The organism is Lentilactobacillus sp. Marseille-Q4993 (assembly GCF_951230165.1).
Taxonomy (GTDB): Bacteria; Bacillota; Bacilli; order Lactobacillales; family Lactobacillaceae; genus Lentilactobacillus.
The window spans coordinates 1-15886 of record NZ_CATNVB010000026.1; the positions used below are offsets into that span (position 1 = coordinate 1).

Annotated in this window: 19 protein-coding genes, 2 tRNA genes and 1 other RNA gene; 14 read left to right on the top strand and 8 right to left on the bottom strand. The window is 39.9% G+C overall.

Features of this window, described 5'->3' with window-relative positions:
• Positions 1-336: 336 nt before the first annotated feature.
• Positions 337-705: a transfer-messenger RNA gene (gene ssrA / locus QOW94_RS08310) on the bottom strand.
• A gap of 50 nt (positions 706-755) precedes the next feature.
• Positions 756-1529, bottom strand: a complete 774-nt coding sequence (locus QOW94_RS08315) for a Cof-type HAD-IIB family hydrolase (protein WP_283679914.1) — start codon at positions 1527-1529, stop codon at positions 756-758.
• 118 nt (positions 1530-1647) lie between these two features.
• On the opposite strand from QOW94_RS08315, the gene QOW94_RS08320 reads away from it, so the two are divergent.
• Genes QOW94_RS08320 through QOW94_RS08335 form a run of 4 tightly spaced genes read left to right on the top strand, consistent with a single transcriptional unit; the run spans position 1648 to position 5929 of the window.
• Positions 1648-2346 (top strand): C39 family peptidase, encoded by a 699-nt coding sequence (locus tag QOW94_RS08320; RefSeq protein ID WP_283679915.1) that lies wholly within the window; start codon positions 1648-1650, stop codon positions 2344-2346.
• Between the two features lie 18 nt (positions 2347-2364).
• Positions 2365-3096, top strand: coding sequence for a response regulator transcription factor (locus QOW94_RS08325; protein WP_283679916.1), 732 nt, complete (start codon positions 2365-2367; stop codon positions 3094-3096).
• Positions 3093-4580 (top strand): ATP-binding protein, encoded by a 1488-nt coding sequence (locus QOW94_RS08330; RefSeq protein WP_283679917.1) that lies wholly within the window; start codon positions 3093-3095, stop codon positions 4578-4580. The genes QOW94_RS08325 and QOW94_RS08330 overlap by 4 nt, the downstream gene beginning before the upstream one ends.
• Before the next feature lie 14 nt (positions 4581-4594).
• On the top strand, positions 4595-5929 hold the full coding sequence (locus tag QOW94_RS08335; protein ID WP_283679918.1) for a glucose-6-phosphate isomerase: 1335 nt from the start codon (positions 4595-4597) through the stop codon (positions 5927-5929).
• A gap of 48 nt (positions 5930-5977) precedes the next feature.
• Here the strand turns inward: QOW94_RS08335 and QOW94_RS08340 are convergent, their stop codons facing one another.
• Entirely contained in the window at positions 5978-6616 is a 639-nt protein-coding gene (locus QOW94_RS08340) for a DUF3862 domain-containing protein (protein WP_283679919.1), read from the bottom strand.
• A gap of 198 nt (positions 6617-6814) precedes the next feature.
• Positions 6815-6888, bottom strand: a tRNA-Glu gene (locus tag QOW94_RS08345).
• A gap of 123 nt (positions 6889-7011) precedes the next feature.
• Between QOW94_RS08345 and QOW94_RS08350 the strand changes: the two genes are divergently transcribed.
• A tRNA-Gln gene (locus QOW94_RS08350) sits at positions 7012-7084 on the top strand.
• Between the two features lie 144 nt (positions 7085-7228).
• On the opposite strand, the gene QOW94_RS08355 is transcribed toward QOW94_RS08350, so the two are convergent.
• From QOW94_RS08355 to QOW94_RS08370, 4 genes are all read right to left on the bottom strand, one after another.
• Positions 7229-8353: a tyrosine-type recombinase/integrase gene (locus QOW94_RS08355; RefSeq protein WP_283679920.1), complete on the bottom strand. Its 1125-nt coding sequence runs from the start codon at positions 8351-8353 to the stop codon at positions 7229-7231.
• 122 nt (positions 8354-8475) lie between these two features.
• Positions 8476-8940 (bottom strand): Ltp family lipoprotein, encoded by a 465-nt coding sequence (locus QOW94_RS08360; protein ID WP_283679921.1) that lies wholly within the window; start codon positions 8938-8940, stop codon positions 8476-8478.
• Positions 8941-8996: 56 nt separating this feature from the next.
• Complete coding sequence (locus QOW94_RS08365) at positions 8997-10199, bottom strand: ImmA/IrrE family metallo-endopeptidase (protein WP_283679922.1); 1203 nt, start codon at positions 10197-10199, stop codon at positions 8997-8999.
• A complete protein-coding gene (locus tag QOW94_RS08370; protein ID WP_283679923.1) occupies positions 10186-10563 on the bottom strand; it encodes a helix-turn-helix domain-containing protein in 378 nt (125 codons plus the stop codon). Before QOW94_RS08370 ends, QOW94_RS08365 begins: the two co-directional genes overlap by 14 nt.
• 381 nt (positions 10564-10944) lie before the next feature.
• On the opposite strand from QOW94_RS08370, the gene QOW94_RS08375 reads away from it, so the two are divergent.
• The 9 genes from QOW94_RS08375 to QOW94_RS08415 all read left to right on the top strand — a co-directional run bounded on the left by QOW94_RS08375 (position 10945) and on the right by QOW94_RS08415 (position 15886).
• A complete protein-coding gene (locus tag QOW94_RS08375) occupies positions 10945-11379 on the top strand; it encodes a BRO-N domain-containing protein (RefSeq protein ID WP_502867262.1) in 435 nt (144 codons plus the stop codon).
• Between the two features lie 158 nt (positions 11380-11537).
• On the top strand, positions 11538-11735 hold the full coding sequence (locus QOW94_RS08380; RefSeq protein ID WP_283679924.1) for a hypothetical protein: 198 nt from the start codon (positions 11538-11540) through the stop codon (positions 11733-11735).
• Between the two features lie 11 nt (positions 11736-11746).
• Complete coding sequence (locus tag QOW94_RS08385) at positions 11747-11929, top strand: DNA-binding protein (RefSeq protein ID WP_283679925.1); 183 nt, start codon at positions 11747-11749, stop codon at positions 11927-11929.
• A 145-nt stretch (positions 11930-12074) separates the two neighbouring features.
• The gene (locus tag QOW94_RS08390) at positions 12075-12395 is read left to right on the top strand and encodes a hypothetical protein (protein ID WP_283679926.1); all 321 of its coding nucleotides are present in this window, start codon (positions 12075-12077) and stop codon (positions 12393-12395) included.
• A 122-nt stretch (positions 12396-12517) separates the two neighbouring features.
• Positions 12518-12679: a hypothetical protein gene (locus QOW94_RS08395; protein WP_283679927.1), complete on the top strand. Its 162-nt coding sequence runs from the start codon at positions 12518-12520 to the stop codon at positions 12677-12679.
• A complete protein-coding gene (locus tag QOW94_RS08400) occupies positions 12663-13148 on the top strand; it encodes a siphovirus Gp157 family protein (protein ID WP_283679928.1) in 486 nt (161 codons plus the stop codon). The genes QOW94_RS08395 and QOW94_RS08400 overlap by 17 nt, the downstream gene beginning before the upstream one ends.
• Positions 13149-13152: 4 nt before the next feature.
• The gene (locus QOW94_RS08405) at positions 13153-13836 is read left to right on the top strand and encodes an AAA family ATPase (RefSeq protein WP_283679929.1); all 684 of its coding nucleotides are present in this window, start codon (positions 13153-13155) and stop codon (positions 13834-13836) included.
• The gene (locus tag QOW94_RS08410; protein ID WP_283679930.1) at positions 13833-15362 is read left to right on the top strand and encodes a DEAD/DEAH box helicase; all 1530 of its coding nucleotides are present in this window, start codon (positions 13833-13835) and stop codon (positions 15360-15362) included. The genes QOW94_RS08405 and QOW94_RS08410 overlap by 4 nt, the downstream gene beginning before the upstream one ends.
• An 11-nt stretch (positions 15363-15373) precedes the next feature.
• Positions 15374-15886 carry a DUF669 domain-containing protein gene (locus QOW94_RS08415; protein ID WP_283679931.1) on the top strand — a complete coding sequence of 171 codons (513 nt, stop codon included), beginning with the start codon at positions 15374-15376 and terminating at the stop codon, positions 15884-15886.

A 15886-nucleotide genomic window follows, 5' to 3' on the forward strand; every position in this document is an offset into this window, starting at 1 on the left:
ACCTCGATGATTCATTAAGAATATAGTTTCACGTTCTTCTATGGTAAGATGCTTGTAGTGGCTCATAGCTAGATTCCTTTCATGATTGTTTTCGCAAACATCATTTTACAGGAATCCAGCTATGGGTTTTTTTTTAGTCACTATTGCACTTAAATTGTAAATTCAAGAAATAAAAAAGTTAGCCAAATTAATTGGCTAACTTCTCAATCTGGCCCAGGTATTTAAAAATTTGGCTAACTTTTTCTGACAATATATGACAATCAGTGACAATTCTCAAATCACAAAATCGCGTTATATCGGCCCTTTGGCAACCCATGACAACTTGTGAAACTTACTTTATGGAGTCGGCGGGAGTCGAACCCGCGTCCGAGCATATCGGCACCTAGATATCTACGTTCATAGATTTACTATTTAAAATTAGCTATTTAAAACGCCGCAAATCAAGGCACTCATAAATAGCTAACCTGATTAGTCTCTTCCGTCCACTTCAGGTGTGAGCAACCGGCGTAAGTCCACTAAATTTAGGACCCAGATCTAACCCATGGACGAGATTAGGAGGATCTACGTTAAGCGCTTATTAGGCAGCTAAAGCGTAAGAATTGTTATTATTTTTTGCAGTTATAATTTAAACTGGGCGGTTTTACGTGGCGCCGCACGAAACGCAATCCAGGCTCGACCTATACCCGTCGAATCCTTAACGACCCCAAAATACTGCATTAATACTTTAACATACTAATCCAGTATAATAAAGCGATTTAGATAAGATCAAAGTGCTTTAGACCATTAACGATACCATGATCAGTATTGTTGGTGGTGATAAACTCAGCGTATTCCTTAACGTGAGGTAGCCCGTTACCCATCACTACTGGGTGATCTACGTGTTCAAGCATCGGAATATCGTTGTTACCATCACCAAATCCGTACGTAGGAACTCCTTCAAGTTTGGCATTTTTGACAAGTTCGATGATGCCTCGTTTTTTGGAACCACCGGCAGCTACAACGTCCATACTGTACGGCGTGTTTCGGAAGAAAGTGAAAACACCGTCGTACTTATTGATATAATCGTCATCGTGCCCAACGGTGTTGACCACCATCATGTAAATTTTGTTGTTGGCCATGAATTCCTCAGTTCCAACTGGTGGAACGGGAGTGTTGATTGAGGCATAATTATTCTTAACAGTTTCGTTAACCATATTGATGCGGTAATCTTCGTTTGAATAAACGGTTACCGAGTCATCAAATGTTTTCGCATAATCCATAAATTCTTGAATTTTAAAATTGTCTAGCACTGCTTCATAAACTGGTTTGCTTTCAAACGTAACGAAACTACCGTTTGCAGACACAACTGAATCGATTCCGGTTCTCTCCAAAATCGTTGTAATCTCGAAAATGTTACGGCCAGTCGAAATCACTGGGAGGACGTTGTTAGCTCGTAATTGGTGCATTGCGTTAGCTACTTCGTCATCAACCTTTGTCTGTTCGTTGAGTAAAGTGTGATCGAGGTCGAAAAATGCAATTCCTTTATACATGGATGTACCGTCCTTACATATTTAATTTGGAACTATCTAAAATAATGATACCAAGCTTAATACTTTTTAAGCAAGTTAAGCATTTTCTTGGTAGAATGGATATATATGGGGTGAAAAGATGAAAAAGACATCAATTGCTAGCGAAACACCACATCCGTTTTATATTCGGCTTGGCTCAATTCCCGGCGAACAGTGGTATCTCCAGGATATTGAAGACGCGGATGACACCTTGCTCAAACGGATAAAGTTACCAGAGACTATTTGGAATCAAGATTTGTTGGTTGATAAAATAAACTTTTTTAACAAGCAAGCTTGGTATCATTTTAAATACGATAACTTTGAGGGATGGTTACCCAAGAAGAACGTCAAGAAAACATTTAGACGTTTGGCCATTCCGCCTTTGAAACAGCAGACACAAACCGATTTGGACAATCAGGTTGCAGCTCTACAAATGGTACTTCAAAGTGCTGGGGCAAACTTGAGTGATGATGAAATTAAGAATCAAATAGGTGATTGGAATCAAAATGATGATAGTTTAGCTGACTTAAGTCATATCATTATCGATGCCACCCACTCGATAAAGGATTTGCGAAGAGCTAATTTCAAGCAACTTGAGAACCAGATAATGAGACGGCGACCCGTTATTCTGAAGGTTGCTGGTGTTAATAATCTGAAGACTAGCTTAATTGTTTTGATAGGCTTTAATAAGAAAATCTTTTATTACAATGATCCTTGGACGGGTCATTTGGAGTCGATATCGACTACCCATTTAAAAAAGCACTGGCAAAATCGCAGGGTTGAGGCAATTAGCTATTAATCCGCGGGAGGTAGAATAATGAAGTTGTTAATGATTGAAGATAATAAATCAGTATCTGAAATGATGTCCATGTTTTTCCAGAAGGAAGATTGGGACGTTACTTTTGCGTACGATGGCGATGAGGCCATGGATAAATTTAATGAATCGCCCGATGATTGGGATATTATCACCCTTGATTTGAACTTACCTAAAAAGGATGGAATGGAAGTCGCGAGAGAAATTCGGGCTCAATCTGAATCCGTGCCAATAATTATGTTAACGGCTAGAGATTCTGATAGTGACCAAGTCATTGGATTTGAGATGGGGGCTGATGACTATGTTACTAAACCATTTTCACCAATTACGTTAGTTGCTAGAATTAAAGCTTTACAACGGCGTGTTCATACTGAAGGTGGTGGGGGTGAGGAATCATCTTCAAGTTCTAAAAACAACAATTTGGTTCAAACTGATCACTTTAAACTCAACACTAGTACGCGCGAAGCCTACTTGGATGATAAGGCAATTCCTGATTTAACGCCGAAGGAATTTGATTTGCTGAAAACATTAGCCCAAAAACCACGTCAAGTGTTCTCACGGGAGCAATTACTAGGGTTAGTCTGGGACTACGAATACTACGGTGACGAACGAACAGTTGACGCTCACGTTAAGAAATTAAGACAAAAAATTGAAAAAGTTGGCCCTCAAGTCATTCAAACTGTTTGGGGTGTTGGCTATAAATTTGACGATAGCGAAGTGAATTCTGAAGAATGAAAATGATTTATCAGCAGATGCTGGCCTTCTTTACGGTTATCGCTCTTACCATCTTGCTGTTAGGTTTTTCATTTTCACGAACCACTAAGTCATTTGTGTACGACACAACGTGGCAACGGTTGGAAAAATATTCAGACAGCTTGATTCAACAATCACTGATCGTAAACAATGAAGGCAGTACTGCAAATTCAAAAATTGAGTTTAACAAAAAGACTCTTAAAATAAGTGAATCGCTGCTGGAAAATCAATCTGTCCATTTTACTTTGTTCAATGTAAAGAATAAGGTGATTTTTCCAAGCAACGGGTTATCTCCTCAAATCTCCAAGAAAGATTGGTCTCATCTCCAAAAAGACCAGATTGTGAGAAAGGTTTCTAGTCAGTCAACGAAGCTACCAAACGGGAAGACCCGTCCTGCGATGATTGAGGTTTTGAAGCCTTACTATTACAAGAAAAAATTGGTAGCGGCGGTTGTTGCTGGTTCCTTTATTTCGGATGTTAATTCGAACGTTGACCGGATAAATCGTAACTTGATTACTGGATTGGGAATCGCACTTATTATGGCGATGATTGTTAGTTTCTTTATTGCAAATAGGTTGAATCGCCGAATTAGTCAACTCCAAAGCGTGGCTAATCAAGTTGCTAATGGTAACTACAACATTAGAGTTCCCGTTAAGGGCCAAGATGAAATCGATGAGTTGATTGGTGATTTCAATCATATGACTGAGTCCCTTCAAAAAGGGGAGCAGGAAATTCAGCGACAAGAGGAACGACGACAAGAGTTTTTGGCTGACGCAGCGCATGAAATGCGAACTCCACTTACTACGATTTCAGGAATTTTGGAGGGAATTAAGTATGATGTAATTCCCGAGGATTCACGTGAGCAGAGTTTGGATTTGATGAGTAACGAAACCCAACGATTGATTAGATTGGTTAATGAAAACTTGGATTATGAGAAGATCAGGACCAATTCTATTCAATTGGACAGGCGTCATTTCAACGCTCACGATGTTTTTGAAAACATTGTTGAACAGCTAAGCAATAAGTCGGGGTTAGCTAAGGACGAGATTCATATTCATGCCCCTAAAGAGTTACCAATTTACGCCGATTATGATCGATTTGTTCAAATTATGGTCAATATCACGACCAATGCAATTCAGTTTACTGAAAATGGAACCATTACTCTGATTGGGGAACGAGGGTATAATGAAACTATCGTTCGGATTCAGGATTCAGGGATTGGGATGACTGATGAGCAACAGAAGAACATCTTTGAACGGTATTATAAGGCCGACGCTTCCCGAAGAAGTGGTAAATACGGGGAGTCTGGTCTAGGACTTGCGATTGTTCACCAGCTGGTCAAACAGCATGGTGGCGAGATATCTGTTAAGTCTAAATTAAATGAGGGTACAACTTTTACGATCATCTTTCCTGATGAGGATAATGAAAAAAGTCAGCAAGGTGACGAAAATACAATTGAAAGCTGAGGATGAAGTAAATTATGGCTTATGTTAACTTTGATACATCAAAATTAGGTAAATTTGTTCATGAAAATGAGTTAGGCGAAATGCAAGCGATGGTTAATGCCGCTGATGAACAACTTAGAAAAGGAACCGGTGCAGGTAGTGATTTCCGCGACTGGCTCGATTTACCAACTAACTATGACCATGAGGAGTTTGACCGAATTAAGCAGGCTGCTGCTAAGATTCGTAAGGATTCAAAGTTTTTGATTGCAATTGGTATCGGTGGCTCATACCTTGGCGCCCAAATGGCAATCGATGTGTTGCACAATAATTTCTACACTAGAAATCAGGATGATACCCAAGTTATCTTTGCAGGAAACTCACTGTCATCATCATACTTGAGTGAATTATTAGACTATGTTGGTGATGCTGACTTTTCAATTAACGTTATTTCAAAGTCTGGAACAACAACAGAACCTGCAATTGCATTCAGAATTTTCCGTGAGAAATTAGTTGCCAAGTACGGTGAAAAGGAAGCAAATTCAAGAATCTATGTAACTACTGATAAGAAACAAGGAGCATTGAAACGCGAAGCCGACGTTAATGGTTGGGAATCATTTGTCATCCTTGATGGTGTTGGTGGCCGTTACTCAGTTCTTAGCCCAGTGGGACTATTACCAATTGCAGTATCGGGTGCTAGCATTGATGACTTGATGGCTGGTGCTAGGGATGCTCAAAACGAACTCACTGATCCAGACTTAACTAAGAACCCAGCATATCAATATGCTGCGTACAGAAACATCCTTTACCGCAAGGGCTTCACTACTGAAATCCTTGAAAACTACGAGCCAAATTTAAGAATGTTTGCCGAATGGTGGAAGCAACTTGCTGGAGAATCAGAAGGTAAAGACCAAAAGGGAATTTATCCATCCTCAGCCAACTTTACAACTGACTTACATTCACTTGGTCAATACATCCAAGAAGGGCTTAGAAACCTGTTTGAAACTGTGATTAAGCTTGATACTCCAAATGCTGACGTTACCGTTCCTTCAGCTGAAAAGGACCTAGATGGTTTGGGCTACCTTGAGGGCAAGTCATTGGACTGGGTTAACACTAAGGCGTATGAAGGTGTAGTTCTTGCCCATACCGATGGTGGAGTTCCCGTTATGACTGTTCATATTCCAGATGAGAAGGAATACTCACTTGGTTATTTGATTTACTTCTTTGAAGTAGGAATTGCTATTTCAGGTTATTTGAACGGAATCAATCCATTTAATCAGCCAGGGGTTGAAGCATATAAGAAGAATATGTTTGGCTTGCTAGGCAAACCAGGATTTGAAGAAATTGGCGATGAGCTAAACAAACGCCTTTAATTTCATAGGTAGCTAAAAAGGAACCAACTCATTTCGAGTTGGTTCCTTTTAGTTAATTTGAGTACTGATCTTGTTGATAACTTGATTACCAGTCAAGGCGAAACTAACAGCATTTCCTTGCTTGCTCGTCAGATAGGTTATCTCCCTTATTTGAAACGGTCCGCTACCGGTGACAGCTTCGCCGTTCGGGGTTCCTAATTTCGCCAAGATATCAACGTATTGGCTACCAATCTTTATTGATTTTGCTTGCTTAGCAGAAACAATTTTAGGACTGCCAACTTTACTGGCGGCGTATGATTTTGCTACCACTTTATTATCAGTTAATTGAATAGTCACAAATGATGAGTGGAAGGTGGGACAAACGTTACGCCAAGATAGTTGAGTCGTTTTGTGATTGGTTCCAGAGATATTTGCTTTTGACTGGACGGATGGCTTGCCTAATAAAGCAATAACTTGCTTTTCAGTAGTACCACCAACACCATTACTCACCGATCCAACTTTAATTTGTTGGTAATTTTTGCGGTTTACTTTAGTTCTAGTGTGTTTCATTTTAATTTGAAGTTTTAAGCCTTTTACTTCTGTCTTAGCGTCTGCTGTATGGGCTGGGCTTACGGTCCCCGTTTGTCCGCAAGCTGCTAGCATACCCGCTAAGCTCAAAAGCACCCCGAATGCTAATAGCCGTTTCATAAATATCACCCCTATTAATACAGGTTCATTATCTCACTAACTCTTAAGATTCTATAAAGATAAGCTTGTGATAATGAAAATGTAACTTGGGTGCAATGTTTAGGTAATCTAACCTCGGAAAGCTGTGTTGATCCGGACAAAATCTAAGAAAACAAAAAAGCCGATATACCTTGGTATATCAGCTTCTATAGTGCTTTATCACCCGCACGGGGCTCGAACCCGTAACTCCGCCTTGAGAGGGCGACGTCTTAAACCAGTTTGACCAGCGGGCAATGTCATCAAACTTACTTAAATATCTTATCGAAAATCGGAAGGATTGTCAACACCAATATTATCAATATTCCTGTTGACTTTTTGCTTAAAAATCTCTAGAATATTTAGTTGTAATATTTCATTGGGTATTCGCCAAATTGGTAAGGCAGCGGACTCTGAATCCGTAATTTACTGGTTCGAGCCCAGTATACCCAACTTATAGGTTTCATGAAGTTTCATGAGTTGTCAAAATCGTTGTTGTAGAGCGATTTTGGCTTTTTTTATTGTCATGGGTTGTCACTGGTTTTCACATAAAACGTAGCCAAAAACGTAGCCAAATTTAGAAGCCTAAATACTGAGCTAGTTTCTGAGTGGCTTCATTTTGTTCTTGCTTCGTCGTTGCCGTGTAGATGTCCATTGTGGTCTTATAAGACGAGTGGCCAAGTTGTTCTTGAACAGACTTGATACTAGCCCCAGATGCAAAGGCAAGGTGGCATAGGTGTGGCGAAATGCATGGACTGTGACCGGTTTTAGGTCGTAACGTTCGATCACATGACGAAGCCAAATTCTAGGCTTCGTGGGTTGAAACATTTGGTTTTCTTCATTGCTGAAAATTAAATTGATCTGATTGAACCCTTGAGCCAGCAAGAATTCTTTTTGTTGATGTTGCCAGTCATGAAGTATCTGCATAGTTTTGGAGTCTAAATAGACCGTACGCATACTTCGCTTCGTCTTAGGTGACTGAACCAATAGCCGGTTGTTATCACCCTTAGACTGGGACTTATTGACGCTGATAGTGTGATGTACGAAGTCCACATCTTGCCACGTCAAAACCAGCATTTCCGATTTACGCATCCCTGAAAAAGCCGCTAGTCGAAAGAATACGTATGCTTGTGGATTGATAGCATCATCTTGTAGGCAATCAAAGAAGTGTTTCAATTCGTCACGGTCATAGTAATTCTCTAAATTCTTTCGTTCATAATCAGTTTTGTTCTTAGGGATGATTACGTGCTGAGTAGGGTTGTCGTGGATTAGTTGCATACCAATCGCAAACTCCATGACCATGCCCACATAGTTGAGATAGGTGTGGTATTTCTTAAAACCCGCTTTAAACCATGGATTCAAGGCTTGCTGACAAGTGGGCACATCAATTTTAGTAATGCGATAATCTTTAAAAACTGGTAGAATGTGGTTGTCAAAGATACGCTGGGTAGTTGCCCAGGTGCTTTCTTTGACCGTTTGTTGATACTGCGTGAACCACAGTTCATAGATATCAGAAAATTTAGAATTATCCTGTTGTTGCAAGCCCCGTTCTTCAATTTCCAGCTCTAGTCTGGAAAGGGAGAGTTGGGCTTCTTTTTTGGTGTCAAAACCACGCCGACGGGTACGAATATCCTTACCTGTCCGGGGGTCTTTGCCTACATAGATTTGAAATTGATACTTAGTATCACCGTTTTTATCAGTATATTTTTTAATAGTTGTCATTTGTTTTCCTTTCTACCCTGGGACGGACTTAAAAGGAATTTTGACGGCCTCACCTTCTTTCTTGTACTCCTGAATAGATTTATCTGGTACATCCTAAACTTTGGTGAATGGGGGATGTGCTTTTAATTATTTAGATGTTGGATTGCATATTTGGCCTGTGCAGGAGTAAATTTTTCACCATAATTTGATGTCAGCTGATTATAAATGGCACTTGACGACATGGATTGTTGTTTTTGATAATCTTTAGCTTTTTGGAGCGCATTTGCATTCCAATCAACATCAGTTAAATGTCGAACTGCCCACAAAGCAGGTTTTGCCTTAAATCCCTCAGCTTGTGAAGTGAGTTGAGCGTATACACCGCGTTTTGACATGTACATAGTATTAGCGTAGTTTTCAGCTTTTTCGTGGGCAACTTGGTATTCCGCAGGAACCTTAGTTTCATTTGAAGACTCTTGAGAACTTTTGGCTACTTGAGTAGTTGAAGAACTACTCTTATCATCAGTACTGGAACTGCTACTTGTGCTTCCACAGGCAGTGAGAGTTAGGCCGGTTAACAATGTTACCCCTAAAATTAAAACTTTCTTCATATGGAATCCCTCCAATAGTTATCAGCTTTTAATGTCTTCAGTGTTTGGACGATTTATTAAAATGGTAATTCGTCAGAAACTGTTTGGGATTGTTCATTTTCGACAGGTACTAAAAGATCTTGTAGAAAGAAACTAGTTATACATCCACAATTAGGACAAAAACGTGCGTTAGCAGGAGCAAACTCTAAATCAGTATTGTTAGAAGAGGCGAAAGGATTTCCATTACTGTAAGCATCTATAACTAAGTTTAGTAATTTTGCACCGTCATACAATCCTTGTTCTGAGGAGATGTTGTTTAAAACCTGATAATTTTCGGAGCTTTTGTCAGATTTCATATTAAGATAGTCGGTTAAGAACAGTTTTGTGCATACATTTTGTAACCACGTCCCACAATGCACACAAAATACCGATTGCAGAGTATTGTCGATTCCACAATTAGGGCAAGTCAATGCAATGCTTTTTTCGTTAACTTGAATTTGGTTGTAAGCCATATTGTAATTACTCCAGTCTTTATCAAAATCATAATTAAGTGAAAGCTTGGGAACTGCTGATAAAGTTTTTCCGCACCAGCGACAGTATTGGGATGTTTTGTTGTTTAAACAACCACACGCTGAACAAACTCGTGTGTTACCTATTCCCCACGTATATAGATAAAATTGTTGTGACAATGTAGTCTTGACAGGGTTATGCCGATGTTTTTGACTTTTAACCAGATCGTTGATTATAAAGTCACTTGGTGTTTGATTAACATTAAAAATATATTCAACATCTTTGGAGCTGATTTGATTGTCATGAAATTCAATGAGTTGAGCAATTATAGGAACAGGTACAAGTAGTCTTTTTGCAAAATAATTTGCTTCCTTTTCGAAACAATCGTATTCATTTTTTGCTAAAGAGTAACGGGATATAATTGTTTTGTGAGTGAGTTCGTTATGTTTTAGGATATAGTGTCCTAATTCGTGTGCTAACGTAAACCTGACTCTTTTTTTATTTTTGATTCGATTATTATAAAGTAAAATGTAAGTATCGGTTGAGCTGTCGTACCAAAGCGCCCCATCTTCACTATCAGCTGTGTTAACTGCCTCTTGAAAAGAAAGGCCATTACTTTTTGCAAACGAATCATAAGTAACGAGATGCAAATTTTTAAACATCCGTATGATAGGTTTCATTTTAATAGGCAGAATTCTGATTTTTAGCATTTCTAGTACGTGGTATGCTTCTTGCTCAGCTTTTTCATAGTTTGGATTAAATGTCGTCATCCTTATCATCATCCTTAAGAGCCCCATCGTTCAGATTATCAAATGTAACTTGCATAATATTGAGCAATTTTCTTTGATCCTTTGTGGACAAATTCTTGGCTTTTCGCTGAATTGCTCGATATTCAGATGTTTTAGAGTTTAAATTAGGTGATTCTTCAACATCCATCAAATCCTCAGGTTCTACTTGAAAATAGCCAGCTAGCATTCTTACATAATCCATTTGAGGATCTGTTGTACCATTTTCCCACCTGGATATCATTGATTTACTAATTTTTTTATTATATTTTTTATTCAAATTATCAGCTAATTCTTGTTGTGACAAATGGTGTTCTAAGCGTATATCTCTAAGCGTTTGGGCAAACATAGGACATTCCTCCTCGATACATACAATATACCACAAAAGTTCCCACATAGGAACAATTATGTTGACATGTTCCACTAAAGAGCTTATTCTGTGTATGTTCCTATAAAGGAACTTGAAAGGAGGTAAATTATGTCAATTCAAACCGAGCGGAAGCGAGCACCGTATAACGAACTCAAAGGTTGGATGGTTGCAAATGGAATATCGCAACATGATTTTGCGTTGTCACTTGGCACTACCGATAATTACATCAACAAAAAGCTCAACGGAACAGGTCCGGATTTCAAATTGTCAGAGGCTAGGTTTTTATCCATTAAATATAAATTTCCAGTTGTTCTTTTTTTGATATTTAGGTTCCTATATAGGAACGAAAGGGGGTGATTTATGAAAATCGAAAATTGGAATGGTCATCAAATTCGATTTGTGGAAGTTGATGGTGAGTGGTGGGGCGTATCCAGCGACATTGCGAGCGCATTAGATTATCGTGACGCCAGCAATATGTTACGACACATTCCCGATAAGTATAAGGGCACTCAAAAAGTGAGTACCCTTGGTGGAAACCAGTCAATGACAGTGTTAACGGAGTTTGGAATTTATAAAGCGATTTTTAATAGTCACAAGTCTGAAGCGGAGCAATTTCAAAAGTGGGTCTTCAACGTCTTTAAGCAACTGCGTCAATCCACCGGTTTAGAAGGCTTTGAGGTATTCCGCATGATGGATAAGCAACACCAGAAGGATGGGCTGAAACGACCAGTAAGAGTTAACCTCATCAAAGCTAACACGGTGGCAAATAAAGCAATCTCAACCAGATACGGCTAGCCAAAAAATGGTGAAGAAAGGCGAGATGACCCCCGCAATGTTGGTTGACCGCGAAGCTGTTTTAGATGACACAGTGAAGCTTATGGAAGTTAACGATCAATATGAATTTTAGCAAAGCTATTTATCGAAACCTGCAACCAAGTTAGGAGTGAAACAACATGGCAAAACCAAGATTAGTTCTATACAAGGAGAAAGAAGTTAAAAACACCCGATTGGTCAATATAGATGCCGACTTACATGCACAATTGTTGGACTTGAAGCACGACACAGGGTTGTCGATTACTAAGATTGTTGAACGCTTCATTGCATATGGCATCAAGAATGTTGAAATTGAGGAACGTCGTGATAATGAATAGAGGTGATCAACATGGAACAGGCAGTGGAACCACGGTATTTAAGTTACAAGCAGGCCATGAAATATATGGGTATTGGTTCATACAATACGCTCCATAAATTCATTGACCTAGGACTAAAAGTAACCATGACACCCGCCGGTGCCTTGATTGATAAGCACGATATCGATTCATTCTTAGCAAGCTATAAAAAGTAAATCCCTGGGACGGATAAGGAGTGATGAGAGATGTGGAATGTTATCAGTTGGGGGATATGGTATGTGATCGTGATTGGCTTTGGCCACATGGTAATTGAGATGATTAAAAATCCACATGACTGGTTTGATTAAGGAGTTGATTTAAATGAAGAAGAAATACACCGTGGAACAAATCGAAAAGGTTAATCGCTACATGAATGTTCAGAAATTGGTTGGCATGATGTACGAAGTCATGCCGGAAGGAGATACGTTCGTGACCACACACATGAGCCTTTATGAAGCAATTAACGTGTTAGTTAATAATGGCGAATTGGTTGAGCTATATCCGGACGAAATCAATGAAATCAACCACATTATTGAAACACCTGATGAAGATTTGAAACTGGAAGATGCGTATTTTGATGAGGAAGCATCTGAGAATTATCACCGTAAAGTTATGGCTAATCGGGCTGAAGGACTGAAATGAAAGGGGGGTGAGTAGATGAGTAAGGTCATTAAAAAAGCCCAGCGGGGGCAACCGCTAGGCAAGAAAAACTTTCAGAAAAACATTTTTCAGGTTAATAGTACCCGAAAAAAGAGGTTACTGCAATGGATGAAGTCGTTGAAGTCACACAGAACCGCATCACAGTGATCAACCGGTTAATTGGAGTGACAGCGGTCTCTGATGTTGACTACCTCGAGAGCGAGTTTCTGCTGTTAGATTACGAAAAAAGTAAGTTAGGAGATTTTATTAATGGCAACTTTATATGAATTGACTGACCAGTATCAAGCGTTGTTAAACGCAATCGATTCTGATGACCCACAATTAGTGGCAGATACGATTGCCTCTACGGGTCTTCAGGATGACATTGAGCATAAATTTCAGGGTTATGGTCAAGTTATCAACCAGACAAAAGCCGATATCGAGGAACTAAAAACGGAAATCAAACGGTTACAAGGGAAAAAGAAAACGTTGGATAACAATTTAGCTTGCCTTAAAGATTCATTACTGCAAAGCTTGAATGCGATTGGCCAAACTAAAGTTAAAACACCAATGTTTAGTTTCAGCATCAAAGAGACCACCGCAGTCGAACTCGTGGATGAATCGCAATTAGCAGATGAATTTCTCATCCCGCAACCGGCCAAAGTCGATAAGACCGCCATCAAAAAAGCAATTCAAGCGGGGGAAGAAGTGACTGGGGCTAGGTTACAAAACAACGAAAGTTTAACGATGAGGTGAGGCTATGAAGATTATCAAAGCAACTGATTTAGAACGAACCAAAAACTGGCGAGTAATCTTATATTCCAAGCCAGGAACCGGTAAAACTAGTGCCGTAAAACACCTGACTGGTAAAACGCTAGTTTTAGATTTAGATAATTCCGCCAAAGTTTTAGCTGGCGCAAAAAACGTGACCGTCTACGAAGTTGACCGAACGAAACCAGAAGAGGAAATTGAAGAGTTCCTTCGTCATGCTGAAGAAAATATCAAGGGTTACGACAATTTAGTGATCGATAATGTTTCCAGTTTTGAAAAGGATTGGTTCGTTGAAAAAGGTCGTAATTCACACAATGGTATCTCCAATGAATTGCAAGACTATTCGCAGTGGACGAATTACTTTGCTCGTATCATGACCACATTTTATATGTTGCCCATCAATGTATTGACCACCGCTTGGGAAAACCAACGGGAGATCATCACGGAGAACGGGCAGAAGTTCAATCAATACGCGCCTGAGATTCGCCAATCGGTACTTGATGGCATGTTGGGATTATGCGATGTGGTTGGCCGGTTGGTAATCAATCCCAAAACCGGCGGTCGGGGCGTTATCTTACAAGGCAATGACTCGATCTATGCCAAAAACCGCCTTGACCAAAGGACGTCTACACCAGTGGAAGAGTTGTTTGAGTTTGGTAGAAGAGGTGAATGATATTCATGTTTCAACTTCATCCTTATCAACAAGAATTAGTCAACGAAGCGAGAAGTAAACTCGCTGATGGCAATAAATCGGTTTGTATCGTCAGTCCAGCAGGGTCTGGCAAGTCAGTCATAATTGCTGAAATTGCACGGCGAACAGTGCAGAAAGGCGGACAAGTTTTGTTCATTGTCCACCGGAAAGAATTAGTTGACCAAATTACAGCTTCATTCAAACAGCAAGATGTCGATTTGCATCATTGCACGATTATGACGGTCATCAAAGTCAGAAATCGACTAGGCAAAATCCCCAAGCCAAATCTAATTATCACGGATGAATCTCATCATAGTTTGGCTAAGACGTACAAACAAATCTATGACTACTATGCTGACGTGGTGCGGTTAGGATTTACCGCAACTCCGTGGAGAATGAACGGCAATGGACTAGGGGAAATCTATGATGAGATGGTAACGGGCAAATCGGTGAAATGGTTGATCGAGCATCATTATTTAGCCCCCTTCAAATATTATTCAGTCAGCAACGTTGACCGGAACAAATTGAAGCGTTCCTCAACTGGTGATTACACTAGCTCATCAATCAATAACGCTATGAGTAAGACCGTTTTCGGTGATGTGGTAGAGAAGTACCAAAAATTAGCTAACGACCAGCAGGCGGTCTTATATGCCCATAGCGTAGAGTATTCCAATCTTTATGCTGAAGAGTTCCAAAAGCATGGTATCAACGCAATTCATGTAGATGCTCAAACGCCGACTAAACAACGCAATCAAATCATGAGTGAATTTAAAGCTGGCAAAATCAAAGTTCTCTGCAATGTGGACCTTATCTCAGAAGGCTTCAATATCCCTGAAGTGCCAGTTGTGATGCTATTAAGGCCGACTAAGTCATTAGTCATCTACATTCAACAAGCTATGCGCGGGATGCGGTACCGGCCTGGCAAAGTAGCCATCATTATTGATCAGGTAGCTAATGCATATGAGTTTGGCGCCTTACCCGACAATGACTGGGAATGGTCACTAGAAGGACGGGCAAAGTCGGCTAAAGCCCGAACAGTGTCAGAATGTGAGTTCTGTCATGCCACTTTTTATAGTGATGAATGGATCACATCCACGAATGAAGAGACCCACCGGATGATTAAGATTTGTCCTGAGTGTGGCCGTGAAAAGCCCGTCTTGCCTCAAGACCGTGATGGCAGTAAACGGGTTCAAGATGCTAAATTAGTGGACCTAGCAACCAAGCAAGGTCGACTCAATCTACTGGCTAATAAACGGCCAAGACGACAACGCTCATTGTGGACGATCTACCAAGTGTTAGATGCTCAGAAACAAACTGGCGCAGCAAATGTCAAATATCCGATGCAACGAGCGTTGCATATTCGGTTAGACCAAGAACCAACGATAGCGGAAACGGAATTAGTTTCGTTTGCGGACCATTTGCAAATGCCTGTCAGTAGAGTGATGTTTTCCTATCACAACGCATTGAAAAAGCACCAACAACCAACAACTAAATTATTTAATTTCTAGGAGGAAATACAATGAGTTTTAAAATCGATTATTCAAAAATTAGTGATACTAACGTGCAAGATGGTGATTATGAAGTATTGATCAGCAAAGTTGAGGAGGGTGCTAACCCTAATACGGGTTCTGAATATGTCAACTTTGATATGGTGATTCGCAATGATATCGCTGACCAAAAGTTTCAAAATGCCCACGTCTTTTATCGGGTCTATCGGAATAAACAAACTGGGGAATATCCAGACAGCATGATTTTCCAAGTGGCAAAAGCTGCCGGTATGAATGACGGTAAACAATACAATTCTTTTGAAGAATTCATGAATGATATGGCTGGCAAACCATTGAAGGTACGGGTCAAAAACGAAACGTCTGATTACAAAGGTAAGACCTATGAGAATTTGAATGTTAAACGGTGGGGCATAACGCATTACCCAGACGTTCAACACCAATGGCCAACCGATATGCAACCTCAATCAGCAACTAAGAATACGGATGATGCGATCACCATTGATGATGAAGAGATGCCATTTTAA